Annotated in this window: 21 protein-coding genes and 1 pseudogene; 15 read left to right on the top strand and 7 right to left on the bottom strand. The window is 40.5% G+C overall.

The window, feature by feature from the left end:
* The first annotated feature begins 11 nt into the window (after positions 1 to 11).
* The 9 genes from ND811_RS07740 (at position 12) to ND811_RS07700 (ending at position 9,250) form a co-directional block, all read left to right on the top strand.
* A complete protein-coding gene (locus ND811_RS07740) occupies positions 12 to 734 on the top strand; it encodes a methyl-accepting chemotaxis protein (protein ID WP_265351489.1) in 723 nt (240 codons plus the stop codon).
* Between the two features lie 6 nt (positions 735 to 740).
* Entirely contained in the window at positions 741 to 989 is a 249-nt protein-coding gene (locus tag ND811_RS07735; RefSeq protein WP_265351488.1) for a hypothetical protein, read from the top strand.
* Positions 990 to 1,253: 264 nt separating this feature from the next.
* Positions 1,254 to 1,766, top strand: coding sequence for a cytochrome c3 family protein (locus tag ND811_RS07730; RefSeq protein ID WP_100790351.1), 513 nt, complete (start codon positions 1,254 to 1,256; stop codon positions 1,764 to 1,766).
* A 24-nt stretch (positions 1,767 to 1,790) separates the two neighbouring features.
* Positions 1,791 to 4,919, top strand: coding sequence for a TAT-variant-translocated molybdopterin oxidoreductase (locus tag ND811_RS07725; RefSeq protein WP_265351623.1), 3,129 nt, complete (start codon positions 1,791 to 1,793; stop codon positions 4,917 to 4,919).
* A gap of 20 nt (positions 4,920 to 4,939) precedes the next feature.
* Positions 4,940 to 6,313 carry an NrfD/PsrC family molybdoenzyme membrane anchor subunit gene (nrfD, locus tag ND811_RS07720; RefSeq protein ID WP_002974485.1) on the top strand — a complete coding sequence of 458 codons (1,374 nt, stop codon included), beginning with the start codon at positions 4,940 to 4,942 and terminating at the stop codon, positions 6,311 to 6,313.
* Between the two features lies 1 nt (position 6,314).
* On the top strand, positions 6,315 to 6,881 hold the full coding sequence (locus ND811_RS07715) for a DUF3341 domain-containing protein (protein WP_265351487.1): 567 nt from the start codon (positions 6,315 to 6,317) through the stop codon (positions 6,879 to 6,881).
* The gene (locus ND811_RS07710) at positions 6,878 to 7,465 is read left to right on the top strand and encodes a c-type cytochrome (RefSeq protein WP_265351486.1); all 588 of its coding nucleotides are present in this window, start codon (positions 6,878 to 6,880) and stop codon (positions 7,463 to 7,465) included. Before ND811_RS07715 ends, ND811_RS07710 begins: the two co-directional genes overlap by 4 nt.
* Positions 7,466 to 7,473: 8 nt before the next feature.
* Complete coding sequence (locus ND811_RS07705) at positions 7,474 to 8,724, top strand: hypothetical protein (protein ID WP_135631031.1); 1,251 nt, start codon at positions 7,474 to 7,476, stop codon at positions 8,722 to 8,724.
* Positions 8,725 to 8,734: 10 nt separating this feature from the next.
* Positions 8,735 to 9,250, top strand: coding sequence for an Lsa16 family lipoprotein adhesin (locus tag ND811_RS07700; RefSeq protein WP_407658887.1), 516 nt, complete (start codon positions 8,735 to 8,737; stop codon positions 9,248 to 9,250).
* A gap of 89 nt (positions 9,251 to 9,339) precedes the next feature.
* Here ND811_RS07700 and ND811_RS07695 read toward each other — a convergent pair.
* Positions 9,340 to 9,705 (bottom strand): annotated as a pseudogene (locus ND811_RS07695) (DoxX family protein).
* On the opposite strand from ND811_RS07695, the gene ND811_RS07690 reads away from it, so the two are divergent.
* Both ND811_RS07690 and ND811_RS07685 read left to right on the top strand, forming a co-directional pair.
* Entirely contained in the window at positions 9,602 to 10,243 is a 642-nt protein-coding gene (locus tag ND811_RS07690; protein WP_322113454.1) for a TetR/AcrR family transcriptional regulator, read from the top strand. The pseudogene ND811_RS07695 and the gene ND811_RS07690 sit on opposite strands and share 104 nt — an antisense overlap.
* 31 nt (positions 10,244 to 10,274) lie before the next feature.
* Positions 10,275 to 10,928, top strand: coding sequence for an adenylate/guanylate cyclase domain-containing protein (locus ND811_RS07685; protein ID WP_265351621.1), 654 nt, complete (start codon positions 10,275 to 10,277; stop codon positions 10,926 to 10,928).
* Positions 10,929 to 11,010: 82 nt separating this feature from the next.
* On the opposite strand, the gene ND811_RS07680 is transcribed toward ND811_RS07685, so the two are convergent.
* Positions 11,011 to 12,837 carry an AAA domain-containing protein gene (locus tag ND811_RS07680; protein ID WP_265351483.1) on the bottom strand — a complete coding sequence of 609 codons (1,827 nt, stop codon included), beginning with the start codon at positions 12,835 to 12,837 and terminating at the stop codon, positions 11,011 to 11,013.
* Positions 12,822 to 13,673 (bottom strand): tetratricopeptide repeat protein, encoded by an 852-nt coding sequence (locus ND811_RS07675; RefSeq protein WP_265351482.1) that lies wholly within the window; start codon positions 13,671 to 13,673, stop codon positions 12,822 to 12,824. Before ND811_RS07675 ends, ND811_RS07680 begins: the two co-directional genes overlap by 16 nt.
* 79 nt (positions 13,674 to 13,752) lie before the next feature.
* On the opposite strand from ND811_RS07675, the gene ND811_RS07670 reads away from it, so the two are divergent.
* Positions 13,753 to 13,908, top strand: coding sequence for a hypothetical protein (locus tag ND811_RS07670; protein ID WP_165782239.1), 156 nt, complete (start codon positions 13,753 to 13,755; stop codon positions 13,906 to 13,908).
* On the opposite strand, the gene ND811_RS07665 is transcribed toward ND811_RS07670, so the two are convergent.
* Positions 13,909 to 14,739, bottom strand: coding sequence for a crotonase/enoyl-CoA hydratase family protein (locus ND811_RS07665; RefSeq protein WP_265351481.1), 831 nt, complete (start codon positions 14,737 to 14,739; stop codon positions 13,909 to 13,911).
* Entirely contained in the window at positions 14,736 to 15,662 is a 927-nt protein-coding gene (locus ND811_RS07660) for a prolipoprotein diacylglyceryl transferase (RefSeq protein ID WP_265351480.1), read from the bottom strand. The genes ND811_RS07665 and ND811_RS07660 overlap by 4 nt, the downstream gene beginning before the upstream one ends.
* A 137-nt stretch (positions 15,663 to 15,799) precedes the next feature.
* On the opposite strand from ND811_RS07660, the gene ND811_RS07655 reads away from it, so the two are divergent.
* Complete coding sequence (locus tag ND811_RS07655) at positions 15,800 to 16,246, top strand: DoxX family protein (RefSeq protein ID WP_265351479.1); 447 nt, start codon at positions 15,800 to 15,802, stop codon at positions 16,244 to 16,246.
* Positions 16,247 to 16,398: 152 nt separating this feature from the next.
* Here the strand turns inward: ND811_RS07655 and ND811_RS07650 are convergent, their stop codons facing one another.
* Complete coding sequence (locus ND811_RS07650; RefSeq protein ID WP_265351478.1) at positions 16,399 to 17,400, bottom strand: M23 family metallopeptidase; 1,002 nt, start codon at positions 17,398 to 17,400, stop codon at positions 16,399 to 16,401.
* Between the two features lie 67 nt (positions 17,401 to 17,467).
* Between ND811_RS07650 and pcnB the strand changes: the two genes are divergently transcribed.
* Both pcnB and ND811_RS07640 read left to right on the top strand, forming a co-directional pair.
* The gene (pcnB, locus tag ND811_RS07645; RefSeq protein WP_265351477.1) at positions 17,468 to 18,946 is read left to right on the top strand and encodes a polynucleotide adenylyltransferase PcnB; all 1,479 of its coding nucleotides are present in this window, start codon (positions 17,468 to 17,470) and stop codon (positions 18,944 to 18,946) included.
* A gap of 64 nt (positions 18,947 to 19,010) precedes the next feature.
* Positions 19,011 to 20,285, top strand: coding sequence for a response regulator (locus ND811_RS07640; RefSeq protein ID WP_265351476.1), 1,275 nt, complete (start codon positions 19,011 to 19,013; stop codon positions 20,283 to 20,285).
* On the opposite strand, the gene thiL is transcribed toward ND811_RS07640, so the two are convergent.
* Positions 20,264 to 21,172, bottom strand: coding sequence for a thiamine-phosphate kinase (gene thiL, locus ND811_RS07635; protein WP_265351475.1), 909 nt, complete (start codon positions 21,170 to 21,172; stop codon positions 20,264 to 20,266). The genes ND811_RS07640 and thiL overlap by 22 nt on opposite strands.
* Positions 21,173 to 21,244: the final 72 nt, after the last annotated feature.

Raw genomic sequence — 21,244 nt, 5'->3', positions numbered from 1 at the left:
CTGTAAGTCTTGTGTCTTTTCCTATCGAAGATAATGGGAAACTGATTGGGATTCTTTGGATTGCTTTGAACTTAGAACAAGTATCGAAACGATTGGAAGAATGGAATACTATCATTGGAGTTGTTCTTCCCAAATCTGATATGAATTCTGGGTTCATACAAGTGGCAATTTTTGCCGTTGTGGTTGTCATTTTGATTACGGCGGTTGTGGTTTTTGGTATCTTTTGGTTTCTAAAAAAACGCCTTTTGCCATTAGAAAACTCTGTGTTGATTTTGGACCAAATGGCAAAGGGAGATTTAACTGAGGCCTTTACATTTACTAACCATGATGAGATTGGTCGAAAGAATTTGGCCTTGGATGGTTTTGTAAAAAGTATTAGAAAATCTCTGGGAGAAATCCAAACAGTAGCAGAAGAGATCGCCATTTCTGCAGAAGGATTACGTGATTCCTCTTCTAGTTTTTCGGATATGGCACAAGGTACTACCGCCTCCGCGGAAGAAGTGGCAGCCAGCATGGAAACAACAGCTGTTTCAACGGCAAAACACCATAACAATATTGTTGAATTGAATCAAAAGATTTTAGAACTTTCGAAAGGTGCCATCCAGATTGAAAAGGATACCAAAGCCACCCTTGCCAATACAGAAAACATAACCAAACAAGCCAAACTAGGTGGGGAATCACTCAACCAAGCCGAAGTGGAAAACGTGATGAAGCGGCTTTCTTTGGCTACCTAGTCCCAATTGAACTATAACCGAGAGGTGGAGGAACGTTCTGCGGAAGTGGGTCGGGAATCCGAGGCCATTCGCGAGGCCATCGAAGAACAAAAACGAGCCATCGAACAAATTTCTCAGTCAGTGGTTGGAATCAATGATGAAACCATGCATATTGCTACAGGATCTGATCAGGTGGCTTCCTCTTCGCAAAAGCTTTCTCATGCAGCTGATACCCTTCGGTCGATAGCGAATCGGTTTACCATTGTAAAAAACTAGAAGTTCTGGGGGCTAGAACAGACTTTTCACAGTCTAAGGCCGATGGTGAAGGGGCTTCGGTGATTTTCTAGAAAGATAACAAACGTTTGTTGGTGAATTATCGATTAATTGAGAATCGGTTTCAATTAATAAAGTTCATGAAAAATTTCACATTATGTCTCTTTTCATGTTTTTTCGCATCCAAAACCCTTACATACTTGCTTTTTTTCTGATTTTACCTTTCCTTGTCAGAAGACAGTGTAAACGGATTCAGGAAATCTGCGAATGAATATAAAAATACTCAAGATCTCTGTGCCTATCGTTGCAATTGCAGCACTAGCATATTTGATTTTTTCACCTAGCCGTTATGTGGGCTATTCACCCGACCAGCCCATCCCCTTCAACCATAAGATACATGCCGGCGATAACAAAATCGACTGTAAGTATTGCCATACTGGTGTTGAAAATTCGGCCCATGCCACAGTTCCCCCAAGTTCCACTTGTATGAACTGCCATGGAGCAGGTAACGTAGCGGGCAACCAAGAACATGTTAAATGGCTTAAAGAACAGTACGATAGTAACACGCCAGTGTCCTGGGTAAAGGTTCATGACCAACCAGACTTCGTATTCTTTAACCATTCACGACACGTACAACGTGGTGTTGATTGTTCCACATGCCACGGTAACATGGCAGAGATGGTAAAGGTTAGACAGTCCAAGTCCCTCAATATGGGATTTTGTGTCGATTGCCATAGAGAGAACAATGCTCCTAACGATTGTTCTACGTGCCACAGATAATCGGGAGACAAGTAATAATTTATGATGAAAGACGATAGTTTCCAAAAAGAAAAAAAATCGCTTTGGCAATCTTATGAACTTCGCGGAACTTCTCGCGAACGAGAATTGCAAAAGCAAGAATTCTATAAATCGCCAGATCCCCTAATTGCAAAAATCAAAAAGGGTGATTTCGACAGAAAAACTTTCTTAAAGTTTATGGGTGCATCCGTTGTCATGACGACTGTTGGTTGTATCCAAAAACCAGCTGAGAAAATTGTTCCTTATGTAAACCTCACCATTAAGAACCCAGACAATAACGAAGTAGAACAATATGACTTCGTAAAACATGGCCATTCTTACCACTATGCATCAGTTTGTGGTGGATGTTCGGTTGGTTGTGGAATTTTAGTAAAAGCAAAAGACGGACGACCTTTGAAACTTGAAGGAAATCCAAACCATCCTATTTCGGAAGGTGCTCTTTGTGCTTCTGGCCAAGCATCTATTTTTGATCTTTATGATGCAGACCGTGCCAAAGAACCACAACAAGTGGTGAATGGAACTGCTAAGTCTAGTGACTGGTTTGTTTTAGACAAAGATGTTAAAGAGAAACTAAATGCTAACAAAGGGAAAACCATTGTTGTCACAAAACCTCTTACATCTCCTGCAACAGGAGAATTCATATCTGAATTCTTAAAATCAGTTGGTGGTGGAAAACACATCGAAGTAGCTTTTGCTTCTTCTGATGATGCGATTACAATTGCTCAAGAGAAATCTTACGGAAAGGCTGTTTTACCAAACTACCATTTCGACAAAGCAAAAGTCATCCTTTCCATCGATAGTGACTTTTTAAACAATACAAACTACCACAATGATTTCTCTAAAAGAAGAGACTTACAAGACAAAGGTGTAAAATCCTTTAATGCTTTCATTGCGGCAGAAACGCATCCGTCTATGACGGGTTCCAACGCTGACCAAAGGGTGCCAATCAAACCTGGTGACCAAAGAAAGTTTGCTCTTGTGATAGCAAAAGCTCTTTCTGATTTGGGAGTGGGTGGTGCCACAGGAGTTTCCGGAATCAATGTAGAAACGTCAGCATCCGAACTTGGAATTTCCAAAGAAGTCGTTTTACGCACAGCGAAGGCTCTTGCTTCTGCAAAGGGAGAATCCCTTGTGGTTGCCGGTGGATCAAATACTCTTACAGAAGACGCTGTGGATCTACAAATCGCAGTGAACATGCTCAACAGCATGCTCGGTAACGATGGAAAAACCGTCGATCCTGGAAATCCTTTGAAAGAAGGCCGATCCAACTACGCAGAAAATTTAAAAACTCTCGCAAAAGACTTAAAAGAAAGAAAGGCCGGTGTGGTCATTCTTTTCGGTGTGAACCCAGTATATGAAGCGCCAAACGGAGATGAGTGGAAAAAACTCCTTCATGAAGCAGCACAAGTCGTACAAGTTTCTGACCGAGTGGATGAAACGGCACTTGCTTCCAACTGGCTTGCTCCAGTGTCACACTTTCTTGAGTCTTGGGGAGATAACGAATCGGTAACAGGAATTGTATCCGTACAACAACCTACCATCCGACCAATTTTTCAATCCAAAGCGTTTGAAGACATGCTTATCACTTGGGCTGGTGGATCTCTCCTTGGTGCAAGTTCGTTATACGACTACCTCAAATCAAAATACTCTAAAAAAACAAACTGGGAAGACCTACTTAGAAAAGGTGTGTTGGTTTCTGGAAATCCAAAAGCTGACAAAGGCGCACGTTCCTTCCGTGGAACCATTGCTCCTCTTGCACCTTCCAAGTCTGGTTTAACTGTTTCTCTTTACGAAAGCACCGCTATCGGTTCTGGCGAAAGAGCCAACAACTCGCAACTCCAAGAACTTCCAGATCCAGTATCCAAAGTGACTTGGGACAATTATGTTGCGATTAGCCCACAATACTCTCGTTCGTCGGGAATCAAACTCAACGATGTCGTCACAGTCACTGTGAACGGTAAATCGTTTGAACTTCCAGCTCTCGTCCAACCAGGTCTGCATCCAGAAGCAGTGGGAATTGCTCTTGGTTACGGAAGAACCAGTGTGGGTGAGATTGGAAACGGAGTAGGGAAAAATGCATCTATCCTTGCAACAGAATTAAACGGATCTTTCGTATACTCTGGACTTTCGATCACTCTTTCCCCTACAGGAAAAAAATACAAACTCGCTACCACGCAAGACCATCATATGATGAGTCCTGGTGTAATGATGGGTGTAGAGTGGAAAGAAAGACCGCTTATCATTTCTGCAAAACTCCAAGATTATGCAAAAAATCCTGGTGCAGGAATTCCGGAACCAGAGATTCCAAAAATCTTAATCGATGGAAAACTACAACGTGCCCAAGGAGCCAACGCTCCTTCTGACCAACCAGGAAGCCAATTTGCCTACCCAGGATACAAATGGGGAATGGCAGTGGACCTTACTTCTTGTTCTGGTTGCGGTGCTTGCGTAGTCGCATGTAATATTGAAAACAACGTGCCAATGGTAGGACGTGACGAAGTGAGAATGGGTCGTGAGATGCATTGGCTTCGGATTGACCGTTACTACATCGGTGATCCTGAAAAACCAGAATCACTTGAAATTGCACACCAACCACTTATGTGCCAACATTGCGACAACGCTCCATGTGAGACAGTTTGTCCAGTAGCTGCGACAGTTCACAGTACGGAAGGAACCAACGATATGGTTTACAACCGTTGTGTGGGAACTCGTTACTGCTCGAACAACTGCCCTTACAAAGTGCGTCGTTTTAACTGGTTAGAACATTGGAATGAACACAACTTACTCGGAGAAGCAACACCTACCTTTAAGGCACGCCCTCCAAGAAACCTTGGTCTCAACCCAGATGTAACCGTTCGTTCTCGTGGGGTTATGGAAAAATGTAACTTCTGTGCTTCTCGAGTTGCTGAGAAAAAAATCGCAGCGAAAAACGAAGGAAGAACTCTGCGAGATGGAGAAGTGAAAGCAGCATGTGAACAAACATGTTCTTCTAATTCCATTGTGTTCGGTAACGTAAATGATCCTGAATCAAAAGTAGCGAAGCTCTTGAAAGACCCTAGGTCTTACAAACTTCTGGAATACCTAAACATCGGACCTGCTGTCAGTTATATGACTCGCGTTCGAAACGACGTTTAACAGGGGAGAACACAAAGGGAATGTCATTAGCACAAGCAGTTCGAGATAAATTAGATATCCCCGACCTGGTAACAGGCGGGAAGTCGCTTAAAGATGTAACCGTTGATATCGCAAAACCAAACGAAGATTTTCCTACCAAACTTTGGTGGAATACTTTTCTTTTGGTTCTTACGATCACCCTGATCGACGTAGCCATCATCGGTTATTTGTTTTATGAAGGTCTTTACTTACTCGGAATCAACAACCCAGTCGGTTGGGGATTTTTCGTAGTAAACTTCGTATTCTGGATTGGTATCGGTCACGCAGGAACATTGATTTCTGCGGTTCTATTCCTTTTCCGTCAAGGTTGGAGAACAGGGATTAACCGTGCCGCGGAAGCGATGACAATCTTTGCTGTACTCGTTGCGGCATCGAACCTCATCCTTCACGTAGGTCGTCCTTGGCTCGGATTTTGGTTGTTTCCTTATCCAAACGAAAGAGGTCCACTTTGGGTGAACTTCCGTTCTCCACTGATTTGGGATACGTTTGCAGTATCAACATACCTTTCCATCTCTATGGTGTTCTGGTATTTAGGACTCATTCCTGACCTTGCCACACTACGTGACCGTGCCACAGAAACTTGGAGAAAGAACTTATACAATGTTCTTGCTTTCGGTTGGGTGGGATCGGCAAGATCTTGGTCTCATTTGGAAATCGTTTCCATGATCTTGGCAGCTCTCTCCACTCCACTCGTTCTTTCGGTTCACACCATCGTATCCTTCGACTTCGCGGTTTCCATCCTTCCAGGTTGGCATACGACTATCTTTCCTCCATACTTTGTTGCCGGTGCGATTTTCTCCGGTTTCGCTATGGTGGTAACGCTGATGGTGATTGCTCGTGAAGTGTTCAACTTAAAGAACTACATCACCATGAAACACTTGGACAATATGAACAAGATTATGATGGTAACAGGTCTTATCGTAGGTCTTGCTTACGGAACAGAATTTTTTATCGCTTGGTATTCCGGAAACGAATACGAAGTGTTCGCATTCTGGAACAGAGCATTCGGTCCATATGGTTGGGCTTACTTCATCATGATTTCTTGTAACGTATTGTCGCCTCAGGTATTCTGGTTTCGCAAACTTCGTTACAACATCCCTGTGATGTTTGTGGCTTCGCTTGTGGTAAACGTGGGTATGTGGTTCGAACGATTTGTGATCATGATGACACTAAACCGTGACTTTTTACCATCCAGTTGGGCTATGTATACGCCAACACTTTTCGACTACGCAATGTTAATCGGAACTTTCGGTATCTTCTTTACTCTCTTCCTTCTCTGGTGCCGAATTATGCCAGTGATTGCGATTGCAGAAGTAAAAACAGTGATGCCACAGAAAGAAGGAGCACACCACTAGTATGTATCTTCCAAAATTAGAACAGTTTCACAAATATAAAGAAATGGATGAAGGAGTTCTCGGAATTTTCGAGACTCCCGAAGCAATCATGCATGCGGCTGAAAAAGCCAAAGAAAAAGACTACAAAGGATTTGATTGTATCCTTCCTTATCCTGTTCACGGGATCGATGAAGCGATGGGAACTCCAAGATCTGGACTTCCTTGGATCACTTTCTTTGCTGGTATCTTTGGTTGCACGATTGGGATTCTTTTTCAGTATCTCACTCATGCCCATGACTGGCCTCTCAATATCTCTGGAAAATCTCTCAACGCATGGTTTGCTTATGTGCCAATCATCTTTGAATTAACTGTATTTTCTGCAGGGATTTACACTGTAGCTGCCCTATGTTTTTTAAGCGGTATTCCCAAAGCAACCCGTCGAATCCTTCACCAGGATTTGACCTCTCATAGATTCGGTCTTTGGATTCCAAAATCTGCTAAAGGTTATAACGAATCAGAAGTTGTTTCTTTCGTAAAAGGCCTTGGTGGATCAGAAGTAACCGTGGTAAAACCGGAGAACCAAAAATGAAACAAAACATCTTTAGAGTTTTAGCACTAGCGGGACTCCTCGTTCTCGTGAATTGCGATTACAAAACTCCCGTTTATGAATACTTTCCTAGTATGTATGATTCTCCTGCACGTGAGTCACAGGAAGCTGATGCTTTTGCAACCAATGGATCGGCTTCTCGGATTCCTCCCAAAGGTGCGATTCCGGTAGGATACTTTCCATACCCTTATGCAGCAGAAGCAACACCAGACACTCTTCCTGGTGCTGATAAAGGATTAAAGAATCCAATCGCCAAAGCAAACTTAGGTGATTTAATGATTGGTGAAAAACGTTACCAAACCTACTGTACACCTTGCCACGGGGTAAGGGGACAAGGGAATGGAACGGTCGTTGGACCTGCTCCAAGATTTCAACAATCGCCGCCTTCTGTTGTGTCTGATAAAATCAAGGGTTGGTCCGATGGACAAATCTATCATATCATCACGATGGGTCGAGGTCTTATGGGAAGTTACGCTTACCAAATCGAACCAGAAGACAGATGGAAGCTCATTGCTTACATCCGAAAACTTCAAGAATATGAAGTTCAAAATAAAAAGGCGAACTAGGGGAAATTATGAGCTCTACAAAAGCAGCGAAACTAGACGAAAAATTACTGCAGTTCCAACTGCCAGTTACTCTTCGTAATGCCCTCATTGCTATGATCGGAGTGGGAGTGGTGAGTTTTCTCATTGCTTTCCTCGGATTTGGTCATGAAACATCTCGTCACATGGACGAAGCTGGTCATTTCCATCATACAAATTTAGGTTACCATATTTTACTGATTGGAACCTACTTTGTTGTGGGTCTTGCCATTACAGGAATCTTTTTTACAGCAATCCAACACCTAACAGGTTCCCATTGGTCTGTCACGGTTAGACGACTTTTTGAAACTTACGGTCTTTTCACACCGATTGCAGGATTATTGCTTGTGGGTGTGATTTTTGGTATGCATGATCTTTATGAGTGGGCAGATGCAAGTGTTCGTGAAAACGACCACCTCATTCACCATAAGTCAGGTTACCTAAACCCAACAGCTTTCATCATTCGTTGTGTGCTTTTCATTGGTGTTTGGTCTGTATTTGCTTACATCTTTCATGGAAAGTCAGTAGGTCAGGACAAAGATAAAGTGGTAGATACCACTAAAACTTTGGCAAAGATCTCTGGAGGATTTATTCTCTTCTTTGCCCTTTCTTGGTGTTTTATGGCATTCGACCTTCTTATGTCACTCACTCCACACTGGTTTTCCACTATGTTTGGTGTGTATGCGTTTGCTGGTGCTTTCCAAACTTCCCTTGCTTCCTACTTAATCGTAATCGCTATTCTCAAGAAAAACGGTTATCTTGGTGAAGCGGTGAATGAAAACCACTACCATGATATTGCAAAATTCCTTTTGGGTATGACCACTTTCTGGGCTTATGTTGGGTTCTCTCAATTTATGCTCATTTGGTATGCAAACATTCCAGAAGAAACCTTCTTTTACGAAATGCGTATGACAGGTGGATGGGGATATACAACTCTTGCACTTCCTTTTGTGAAGTTTGTGATTCCGTTCCTTCTTCTTCTCAATCGTCCCAACAAAAGAGACATTGATTTTCTTTGGAAAATAGCTGCTTGGATTCTAGTCACACAGTTCTTTGAACTATTCTGGTTGGTTTTCCCTGCAAACTTCGAAAAGTTTTCTATCCTTCACTTTGTTTTAGCATTCGGCGGAACTGTGGGTGTTGTGGGAATTTTCGGATTCTTTATCTTCAAAAAGTTGGAAAAACACAGCTTAGTTCCGGTTGGGGACCCTCGTTTAGATGAGTGCCTCCACCACCACCAATAGGAGTACGGAATTGAAAAACAAAATTGTATTACTCATGATCGCTTGTGCAAGTTTCACAGCTTGTTCCAAAAATGCGGAAGTTACTTGGCATAAAAATTGTGATGCCAAAACAAACAAAGCAAGTTTGGATTTTACGGTTCCTTTGTACTCGGAAGCAGATTCTAACTCGAAAGTGGTGGAATTTGTTCCTGCAGGAACGGTAGTAAAAATATTTGATGCTCGTAACCATAACGTTTGGGCACCAAAATACTTTGTAAAAGTGCAAACGGCCAAAAACGAAGGTTATATGAGCCCTCGTTGTTTTGTTGTAAACCAAGATCCAGAAGTAAGTGTTTGGAGATATTCCAAAGGCCTAGTAAAAGAGTACAATCCATTTTACAGCCCAACAGACAAAGAACACTATCCTCGAGGATATGAATATGGTAGCTTAAAAGATCTTCCGAAAGATAAGATTCCACTTTCTGACCTGACGAAAGGTTTGGAAGAAGTTCCTTATACAAACAAAAACATGTTAAAACAAAACTAAGATTATTGCTAACATCAGTTCGGTGGGAGAAAATCCCATCAACGCATTTTAAAAGACCCAAGGACACCTTGGGTCTTTTTTTATATTTATCAGAACCAAAAGAGTCCCTTTACTTTTGGATTTCGTAAGGTTAGTCCTACCCAAAGAAGAATTCCAACATAAACTGGAAATAAGGTGTGAGTCCAAAGCGGGTTATCCACGCGCAGGTGAATGGCAACGGCTCCCCCCAAATACCCGGTAAGAAGGAGAGCGCCAAGTGCCGCTGTTTGCGGAACGGCATACATCACTGTGATCACAAGAAGAAGAATGCCAATGGTAGTTGCACTAGTGGCGGGCAAACCAAGTTCCTACATACTTTTTAGGACTGGTTCCATTTTTGCTAACTTCCCTCCTGCATCAAAAAGAAGAAATGCGATCACAAGTCCGCTGAGAATCCTTCCCGCATTTGTTCTGATTTACCAAAATGGATTTCAAGGTGTAGGGGTACGTGAAATTGCACAAAAGGCAAATTTAACCATAGGTGCTTTTTTCTACCATTTCCCGACGAAAAACCACGTGGGTTATGCCATCATCGACGAATTTCTGTCTCAAGGAATTTGGGATCGGTGGATTTTACCTTTGAAAAACTTTGATGATCCTGTGGAAGGAATCATTCGAACGTTTGAAAAAACCTTTGAGGAATGGCCGGATGAGTTTGTTTCTAGGGGTTGCCCATTAAACAACTTGGGTCAAGAAATGTCCGCGATTGATCCTGAATTCCAAAAGAAAGCTAAGGAACTTTTATCAAGCTGGTTCCAAAAAACAAAAACTTACTTGGATTTGGCAAAAAAGAAAAAGATATTAAAAACGAAAACGGACACAATGAAACTTGCTGAGTTTATAGTCACTTTCCAGGAAGCGACCTTCGCTATGGGGAAAGTCATGAATGATCGAAAAGTTTATGATTCTTTGTATCTTTCTTTTCGAGATCATTTACTTAACCATTGCAATTGACATTCAAAAAAAAAGGGGTATACTCGCTCGCATGGGTCAAAAACGCACCATTGCAACCTCTGCTTCAGAAGAACGATTAGAAAAACTATTAGAAGAACGTTTGAGCCCAGGCTCCAATCAAGATATCATCGATAAACGTATTTGGGACCTCTTTGGAGAAACCTGGTGTGTGATGTTTACAGATCTTTCTGGTTTTTCCCGTGGGGTTGCAAAATTCGGTATCATTCATTTTTTACAAACCATTTATGAATCACAACGAATCCTCATTCCTGTTCTTGATGAGTTCGATGGAATCCTGATGAAAGATGAGGGGGACAGCCTTATGGTACTTTTTCGTAATACAAATAAGGCTATCCAATGTGCCATCCAAATGCAGAAGGCATGCAAACGATATAATGAAGGAAGGGTGGCTGAAGAACAAATTTTACTTTGTGTCGGTCTTGGGTTTGGAAAAATTTTAAAAATAGGGGATACTGATGTTTTTGGCGCAGAAGTTAACGCATCATCTAAATTAGGTGAAGATACGGCCAAAGCTTGGGAGATTTTAGTCACAAGTGCTGTGAAAGAAAATGCAGACGAAACCACTGACTTTGATTTTGAGCCCATTGCAGAAATCCCTCCCGGTTCTGATGGGGCTTTCCGTTTGCTTTATACTCTAGAGGAACCTAAATGGGTAGTCTTATAAATATAAATTGAGAAAACGAAAAATAGGGATGTCCAAAAGTTAAATACATCTGTTGAAGATGAATTAAATTTGTTAGGAAATTCTATTCCATAAATTCATAAATCGAACGGATTTCACCCACAGATTCAATATAGGAATAGAGTTCTTGGAATTCTTTGGTTTGGCAAAGCGTTCCGGAATCACCGATGAGAATCAGATGAGATTTAGCACGTGTTAAGGCCACATTTAATCGTTTGGGATTTAATAAGAATCCAATCTCTCCATCATTATTAGATCTGACCAAACTTAGGATCACAATTTCGGATTCCCTTCCTTGGAATGAGTCAATGGTTTGGGTAAACCAACGTCCCGAGGAAACTTTTACAAGTCTTTCCACCTGGCCCCTATAAGGTGAGATTACGGTTGTTTGTTCTTTCGGAATACCCAACCGAAACAATCCTTCGATTAGTAGGATTTCCGTTTTGTTAAAAAAACTTGGTTCTTCGCCTTCTGTTTCTTCTTCCGAGTCACTTCCTGCAGTATCAATCCAAATCATTGGTGGATTATTTCCAAATACTTGAGAGATATCAAGATTACTGTTCCACTTTGCATCGGGATGGGTTAAAATTTTATTTTCATAATAGGATTCGTTGGGAAAACCAAGAATTTCTGGTTTCATTCTAAATTGTTTTTCTAAAAAGATCACACGTTCCCCGGAATCAAATGCGATTGCTTTATCTAAAAAACTATGAATCGCTGTATGGTCGGGATGCGAGAAGTTGGCTCCGAGTTGTTTCGGATCACCAAAGAAAAAAGTTTTTTTCCCTGCATATAGTGCAAGGTAACATCCCGGATCTAAACTTTGAGTGGCTTCATCCACAAATACATATTCAAAAACTCTACCTTTTTTAAATTCATTTCCAAATCCAGAAAAGGTAGATACGATGAGTTCGGCATTGTCGAGTAACTTCATTCGAATGTTTGATTCCGCTTCTCTGATTGTGGAAAGTAAAAACTTGGCTTCTTTTCTTTGTGCCTTTCTTTCTTCCCTTTCTTCTTTCCCAAAATTTCGTTTCCAAGAATTTGCTTTTTTCTGGATGGCCTTTAGTTCCGTCTGCCAGTTATGGATTTGTTTTTGGTCAGGATGTTCTTGTATGAGATGGTCTATATGATGGGGTAGGACTTCTTCTTTGATTTTGGTAGAGTTACCCAATCGGATCACACGAATTCCTTTTTTTAAGGCAAGTTCTACAATATAATCACAAGCAAAGTTTGTGGGGCAAAGTGTTAGAACCGACTCATTTTTCGATTTGATTTTTTCGACAGCTTGCATGAGTAAGGTGGTCTTTCCTGTTCCTGGTGGACCAAAAATCATTCCGTAATCAGCAATTTGAAAAATTCGTTCTAGTGGGTTGGCTGTTTGCCCTGATTTGGGAGGATTTGGTTTGTCACCGAGGCCAAATCCCAATATCCAGTTAAGTTTTTTATGCGAAAAACTTTCTTTATCTTCGATTACCTTTGCTATGATTTCGTTATACAAATCATAAGTTGATTCTTGAAACCATTTTGAAATTTGAAATTCCTGATCTTCCCATTCATAATCCCCACGTATTTGAACTGTCAACTGGTTATCACTTGCTCTGTAGATATTGCCAAATATGGATTCGGAATTCCCTTTTAATAGGACAGGGATTCCTGGTTTTAACCATTCCTTTGTTTTCAATGAAGGTGAGATTTTAAATTCTGCTCTCCATGTATTTCCTACTACAAATTTTAGATCTTCCAATTCTGCAGATGGAATGGCTTTTGATCCTTCCCCTTTTTCCAAAAATAAAGAACGTTCGTATTCACGTTCTTTTGTTAAAATTGATTTTACATTTAGAATTTCTTCTTCTAGTGAACCAAACTCTTGTTTTATGGTTCTTCCCATTCAATATTCTCCAAGGTAGTAAAAAATCCGTTTCTCAGTAGTGGTGCAAAATCGATAAAGTCAGTTGCCTTTAGGTATAAAGAATCTTCAATAGAATATGCTTGGATTAGATTGTTAGCGGCTTCTTCCAATTTTCCTAAGCGGCAATGGGCTCTTGCTAAAATGATGAGTGTCTCTGGATCAATTTCTTTGCAATATTCAATATGAGTTCTAATCGACGTTAAGGCATTTTCAGGATCTTCCGCTTCCAAATAACACAGAGCGAGTAAATCATAATGTAGGAACTCTTCTGGTTCCACCATTTTTAAAGACTTTTTTAAAGAGGCAAGAGCTGAATTAAAATCACCACGAGAAAAATAAAGTGATCCAAGTTCTGCCCAAATGTCTTTTCTGTCTATCCCGCGACCATTACTTAAATGTTCTTGTGATAGAGCTTTTTTTAATACCTCAATTGCTTCTTCTGAACGTTCCATATCTTTTAAGAGAGAAGCAAGGAGCAGGTAGTTTTCTAAATAGGATGGAAACTGAAGGATACTTTTTTGGAGTAATACTTTTGCTGATTTGAATTTCTTTAATTTGATCAGATAACGCGAGTAAACGGTAATACTTAAAGGATGAGAGGGGTAGTTTTGAATGATATCCTGAAAAAGGGATTCCGTTTCTCTTGGATTTCCCACCGCATACAAACACCAGGCTTTTTTGGCTTTGATTTTGATGAGGGCCGATTCGTTTTTCGTATGGGATTCGCTCTCTGCATAAACATTAAAAGCTCGAGTGAATTCCTTTTCCTCTTCCAGGAGTTTTGCTTCGCGGATTAGAGAAAAAAAAGAACTCATAAGAAGTTTTTTACTTCAGGAAATGCTGGAATTGTCGATGGGTAGAACAGGGAGTAAAGATTGTAAAAGGAGGTCCTTTATGGTTCCATCTACACCTATTAACTCAGTCGTCAATTTGCCGAAGGAAATTTTCCAGGCACAAAACCAACTCACAGAAAAACTCATGAAGTTGGCTGTGGAGGAAAAAGTTGGTCCAGCAGCAAAAAGCGAAAGGTTACTCGACATCTACTGCTAATTAGTTGATCCGGGTTTCTGGATTGAATACAGGGCGTTTTCTTTCCATAAACCCACCAATGGCCGAACGGAAGTCCTTGGAATCGAGCATACTTGCATTCCAAACTGCTACGTAGTCTAGACCTTCTTCAATGGTTTTTCCTATTCCATGATTTAATACTTGTTTGACACCTCGGATAACAATCGTTGGATTCTCTGCAATTTCTTCAGCAGTTTTTAATCCTGCTTGGAGTAATGAATCAAAGTCTTCAGTGATTTTAGTGACAAGTCCCATTTGAAAGGCTTCATCGGCACTAATGTCTTTTCCTGTTAAGGCAAGCTCCCTTGTATGCGCATTTCCAATCAGATGGGGGAGTCTTTGAAGTGAGCCCATATCGGCAACAATGGCAACTTTGGATTCACGAAGAGAAAAAACTGCATCACTAGTCGCATAACGAATATCACAGGCAGATACCAAATCAAGTCCACCACCAATACAATGTTTTTGAACAAGAGCAATGGATGGTTTTTTAGAATTGTAAACTGCATTGATCCCTTTTTGCATCGTAAGAATGAGTTGGTAGAGTTTTTCCCGACCATCGGCTAATTCCCCTTGCACCACAGGTTTAAATTCTTGGAAAAACTCTTCCAAATCAAGACCTGTTGAGAAGGATTTTCCTTTTGCGGCGATCACAAAACAATGAATTTGTGGATCTGCATTGATTTGCTCTACCATATCTGGCAGGTCTCGCCAGAAAGGCCAATTCATAGCATTTCTTTTTTCTGGACGATTTAACCAAAGGATAGCTACGTTTTTTCTCTTTTCTATTTCAAAAAATGGAGATGGGTTCATGCTTTTGTTTCTTCCTTTAACCAAAGTTTTTTGGAAACCATCAGATACACTCCAAAAAGGATGAGTGCAATGGAGATATACTGAGACTGAGAAAACCCATGCCAGTAATAACCAGTGAGAAAACTTGGATTCCCGTTGGCGTCAGGAATGTTTACAAGAGTCGGTGGATCAATAAAAGGAATCACCGCTTTGTTCACTCGCAAAAATTCAATGATGAGTCTTGCAAATCCGTGGATGATGAGAAACTGCGCACCGATACTCCACTTACGAAAGTTTTGGTATCTTGCCCAAAATTGAAAATATGCAAAATATCCAAATGCCATAATCGATTCCATGACTGGGGTGTTCCAAACAGGTACGCCGGAAGGATGGGCACCGTGGAAATCAAAAACAAAAAAAGGAATCCTAACATCGGTGGCAAAACCGTAACATCCATCCCCACTGACAAAACATCCAAGTCTGCCGATGGCATAACCCATGCTAATCGCAGGGATCACCGCATCATAATAAGCACCGATGTCTAGTTTGTGGTGGCGGAAGTAAAGTGTGATGAAGAGCCATCCAAAAAGGAGCCCCCCAAAGAATACAAGGCCTCCGCCGCTAAAAAGGGAAGACCAGAGTCCTGGGTGTCCAGGAAATCCATTCCAATGTGTCAAAGGATAAGAATACTTTCCATCATATCCTGGGACATCAATAAACACTTGGTCCCAAATTTCAAAAATAAAGAATATTTTGGCACCCACTAAAGTGCCCAAAATCCCAAGAAAAATTAACCAATCCGAGTGGCTCGGATCCAATTTCTTTCGCTCTAATTCCTTCGGGAGAAGGTAGGAACCAACAAGAAAGGCCAACATCATAAGGAGGCTGAAAGTGGACAAACCTTCCCAGCCAAAGGGATTCGGAATCGGAATTCGATCTAACATAGGGGAAAGGGTAAAATTTAGGCTTAAAGGGGAAAGGAGAATTTAGAATTTAGGAAACCTGGAAATTCAGTAAAAAATTGCCTTGACTCTGGATAGTTTAATATTAAACTATCTAATATCGATTTAAGGAGAACCAAATGTTCGATTACCTATTTTCTACTTCAGGGGATATCATTCCTCTCATCTTACGCATCACGGCTTTTGTTGTGATTTTCCCACACGGTGCCCAAAAACTACTCGGTTGGTTCGGTGGTTACGGATTCAAAGGAACTTACGGATTTTTTACAGGGCAGATGAAGTTTCCTGGATTACTTGCTGTTCTTATCATCCTTGGAGAATCCTTTGGACCCGTTTTACTTCTCGTGGGATTTTTGACTAAGTTTGCTGCGGCATCCATTGCCATCATTATGATTGGTGCGGCTTATATCGCTCACAGACAAAATGGTTTTTTTATCAATTGGAATGGAAACCAAAAAGGGGAAGGATATGAGTTTCATATTCTCGCAGCAGGACTTCTGATTGCTCTAGTAGTGGGTGGTGCTGGTGTTTATTCTGTTGATTTTAATTTAATCGGAAAATTTTAAGTTGAATTAATATTTCGAACTGGTTCGGCCTTTGTCCCTGAATTACAAGCAAACAAGGGTTCGAACCAATCCCACCCAAACATGGTTAAAATTTTAAAAGCCAAGATGGATCTTTTGATCTATCCAAATCCTATCGTTAGTTAGTTAAATAATTAATCTAAGTTAATATATTCTTCGGGATCAAGAGGAGCATCAAGCCCGATCCGCACTTCATAGTGAACGTGAGCACCAGTCGCTTTTCCCGTTTGGCCCACAAGGGCAATTTTATCTCCTCGTTTGACCCTGTCTCCTGGATTCACCAGAATGAGGGAGCAGTGCCCATACAAAGTAAAAAAGCCATTTTCATGATTGATTCGCACTGATTTTCCAAGCCCACCCACAGCTGTATCGACAGCAATGATTCCAGGGCCAGTCGCATAAATGGGAGTTCCTTCTCCAGCGGCAAAGTCAATCCCTGAGTGGGATTCCCCCACAGGTAAAATTCCAAATGGATCGCTTCTATACCCGAAGGTGGAGGTAACAACACCCACCCCAGGCTTTAAGGGGCGCCCTCTAGGCATGGAATAAAAAATACTTTCACGCATGGATAGATAATCAATGGCATTTTGGAAATTGGGGACCAGATTGCCTAATTTAACACCAAACTGAGTGTAGGTGGTAACAACTTGTTGGAATAACAAGAGGTTTGAGTCGAGTTCACTTGCATCTTTGTGAAACTCTTCTTTTAAGAGGTAATCTTGGGTGATCATTTCTTTTTCTGGGATTTCTTCCCAAGCAAGTAAATTTAAAGACTCTGTAGTGGACTCTAGTTCTTCCACGGATTCTTTTAGATCCTTGGAAAGTAGGTCGTAAAACAAAAAGGAAACTAATTGGGTCTCTGTTTTTTTCTCCAATGAATGATCCCGTTCAAAAAGGAAGGAAAAATAAAACAGAAGGCCAAAGGAAAGAAAGACAAGTGATAGGGAAAGTCCGAATAAAAAAACAAGCATTCCCACAGAAATTTCGATCTGTGCCAATGGTTTTTCATCGTTTGGGATGAGAACAAAACTCACCTTTTCCCGGCTACGGGAAATCCACTTCTGGAGGCGTTTTCTCCAGCGTAAGTTTGCAATTTGAAGCCTTTCAAAGGCGGTTGTGACGTAAGTTTCTGCCAATGTTCGTTATTCAGCCAATTTTTTCCTTGCCCATGCCATTTTTCAGGGGAAAGTGGATGAATCCAATATGTTTAAATTTCTCACTTCTCTTTTCAGAAAGAAAGCCGACTCTGTCGATTCCTTTTTGATGTACCCCGAGGGAAAGAGATACTATCGAGAATCCCATTCCATACGCAGGGCCAATATCGATGAAGATGCTATAAAAATCATCAATCGATTGAACAAGTTTCGTTACAAGGCCTATTTAGTCGGTGGTGGGGTCAGAGATCTGCTTATGGGCAAACGCCCAAAAGACTTTGATATAGTCACAAGTGCGACTCCAAACCAAATCAAAAGGATCTTCAATAACTGCCGAATCATCGGTAAACGATTTAAAATTGTACATATCATTTTTAAAGGCAAAATTATTGAAGTCTCTACGTTCCGATCACTACCGGAACATCGTTTGGAAAAACACAAAGCAGATAACGATTATCTCATCAAACGGGACAATTCCTTCGGTACAGCAAAGGAAGACGCGGCAAGACGCGACTTTACCATTAACTCCTTGTTTTACGATCCTAAAAACGATTCCATTCTGGATTACGTTGGGGGATTTGAAGACATTCAAAAGAAAATTGTTCGGGTCATTGGTGATCCAGATATTTCCTTTAAAGAAGATCCTGTTCGTATGTTACGAGCGGTAAAGTTTTCTGTTTTACTGGGACTCGATATCGAGAAAAAAACCAAACTGGCGATTAAAAAGAACCGTTTGGAACTCGAAAAATCTTCCACAGCAAGACTACTCGAAGAGTACAACAAAATGTTCCGTACTTGGAAAACTTCCATCATCTTTGAAGGGTTAGCTGAAAACCATCTACTCGATGTTTTATTTAAAGAACCTGCTGACAAACTAAAGAAAAACGATCCAGAGTGGCGTGAACATTTTATGGAAACACCACTTGGGAAAAGACTCGCAGTCACTGACAAACTCCTCTCGGCAAGAGAAGAGATGACACCTGCGATTTTTTATTCGTTAATTTTCTATGATATCGTTAAAGACTTGTATGAAAATGATAGGGGACACTTAGCTCATAACATCAAAGAAAATCTCCAACCTGTTTTTGAACGGATGGGAATTCCTAAACGGGAACAAGACAATTTGGTAAAGATCTTTATCAGCCAACCTCGTTTCCAAGTCACTGACGATGAAAAAGAAAGACAAAACTCTTTCTTTAAAAAGAAGGACTACTTCTATGATGCGTTTATGGTTTATAAAATCGTGGCCATTTCGGAAGGAAACGAATCAGCAGTGCAAACAGCATTTTTTTGGGAAATTTCTTTACGCCAAAGACCGAAACCTGATAGCCATCAGTTCGGACAACAAAACCGTAAAAAAGAAGGGAACAAAAAACGCCCTCCCCGAAAGAAACATAGGGACAGAAGAGGTGGTGGCTCGCAAAACCAAAACCAGAACATGAGTGCAGAGGGAAATCAGTTAGAGAAAGACCAACCTCGATCCAATGTTGATTCTATGAATTCTGAATCAGATTCAGAAAATACCTAGTCATCAAAAAAGGTAAGGATTTCAAATCCTTACCTTTTTTTCTATTTTTTCGTCGAATTTTAAGATGGGAAAACAGAAATCTTTAACAAAAGTTCTACTCCTCGAAGATGATCCTACTATATCGTTACTGTATAGTGGTTTACTCCAAAAACATGGAATGGAAGTCACTAGTTTTGCGGAGATCAAATCTGCCTTAGAATACTTCGCCGAAAACCACCTACATACGGAAAACATAGTTATAACCGACCTTCAATTACCAGATGGAAATGGGTTGGAATTTGTTAGAGAAATACGAAAAATTAACAAACACATTCCGATCGTAGTAATTACATCAACGGAAGATCCTAAACTCATTATCGAAGTGATGAAGGAACATGTACAAGAATATATCATTAAACCGATGATTCCTGATGAACTCATTTCTAGAATTAAATATCAACTTTCTAATAAAGAAAATGATTATGAATACTCCGAGTATGAACGGGAAAAGATTTTATCGCTCGAGAAACTCTTAGATTGGTACGCTTATAAAAATAGTCGTATCAAAAAAGGAGATTTAAACACCCAAGAAATGCACAAAAATCTGTTTTATGGTTTGCGAACTAGTTTAGCACAAGGGGCGGGATTTGGAGTACTCACGCAGCTCATTGATTTGATTAAAGCAATGCCAAAAGCGGATGGAGGGGGAGTCATTTTAGATGCAGATATTCTTAGTATTTTGGAAGAAAATGCTCTGTATTCAAAAAAGGTATTAGATCGATTTACTGAGATCGAGGACGTGATTTTTGATCGAATTGAATTGCAGCTTGTTTCTCCTTTTGTTATTTTTAACGAAATGTTAAGTCTGAAAGAAGAATTAAATTCTATTTTAGCATTAAGAAACCAGACATTATTAATACCTGAATATAAATTTAAAGACCTTGGATCGCAAAAGATATTATTAAACAAAAGTTTTTTTCGCAAAGTGCTACATGAACTTCTGCTAAATGCGATGCGGTTTTCGCAAAGCTCAAGCAAAATTTATGCAATGTTGAATTTAGATTCTGACGGTATATATTTATCGATTGTGAATTCTTTAGGAGATGAGCAGTTTGTGAAAAACGGAATTCCTAATGAGTATTTGGATTTAATATTTGAACCATTTTTTAGATTAAACAAAAACATTTATGAAAAACATGGTTCTCTGGACTTTGGTATCGGTTTGAGTTTTGTGATGCAGACCATTCTGCGTTTTGGTGGTTCTATCTCTGCGTTAAATCTAATTGACCATACCAGTGATGAAAAAGAAACGAAAGTTGAATTTAAGATTTTTCTTCCTTATTCCTCTTCTGAAAAGTGAAGGTAACCTCTGGTTTTGGGGAGATAGTTTTTTCCATCTTTCAAAAATAGAACCCCTGGCTTTCCTTTTTCTAACTTTCCAATCATGGTTACCGGAACTCCGGAAAGTTCTGTTGGCAAAATCTCTGGAGATAAAAACAAAAGTTCCAATTCTTCTCCAGATCCTAAACATAAATCAATGCCAAGTTCTTTGACTGCCAATGGATGGAGGGGAATGGATTCAATTTGGATTTTTATTTTACCTTGGGAGGCTTTAGCTAATCTTTCACTGTCTTGGATGAGTCCATCGGTAATGTCCATACATGCATGGATTTTGAAATCTTTTAGATTGCTTAGGATCGCATAACGAGATTTAGGAGAAAGATGGCGCTCCACTGCTTCTTTGTAAACTTTGTTTTTGGATTTTTTTTTGAGGGTTCGGTAACCCAATTGACTTAGACCCAAGGTACCCGTGAGATAAAGGTAATCTCCCAATTTGCCACCAGAACGTAGCCAGGGTTTATCCACTATACCCACAACGGTGAGCGCCAATTGGGTTTTCGATGCGGAAAAGGTGTCGCCTCCCGCTAGTTTCATTCCATATTGGTCTAAGGATTTTCGTAATTCCTTGGAAAAACTACGAACCCATTCTTTTTTCTGAGAAAGAGGAGATAAACCCAGGTTTAGGAAACATTCTTTGGGCTTTCCGCCTGAAGAGGTGATGTCTGAGACATTCACTTCGACAAGTTTTCTTGCCAATATTTTTGGAGAGGACCACTGGTGAAGGAAGTGGGTACCTTCTGATAAAGAATCAGTTGTCACAAGCCGGTTTGGGGCTAAAAAATAACAATCATCCTCAGGTGGCGGGGTCGTTCCAAACAGAGTTCGTATAATTTCGGATTCTTTCAAAGCTTTGATCCAATAAATTTGTTTGACCCAGTGTGAAAACCGAAAATCCTGACATAAAAGAGGAAAATCTCG

It is taken from the genome of Leptospira soteropolitanensis (genome assembly GCF_026151655.1).
Lineage (GTDB): Bacteria > Spirochaetota > Leptospiria > Leptospirales > Leptospiraceae > Leptospira_A > Leptospira_A soteropolitanensis.
The sequence above is the reverse complement of the archived record's forward strand: the minus strand, read 5'-3'. Positions and strand labels throughout refer to the sequence as shown.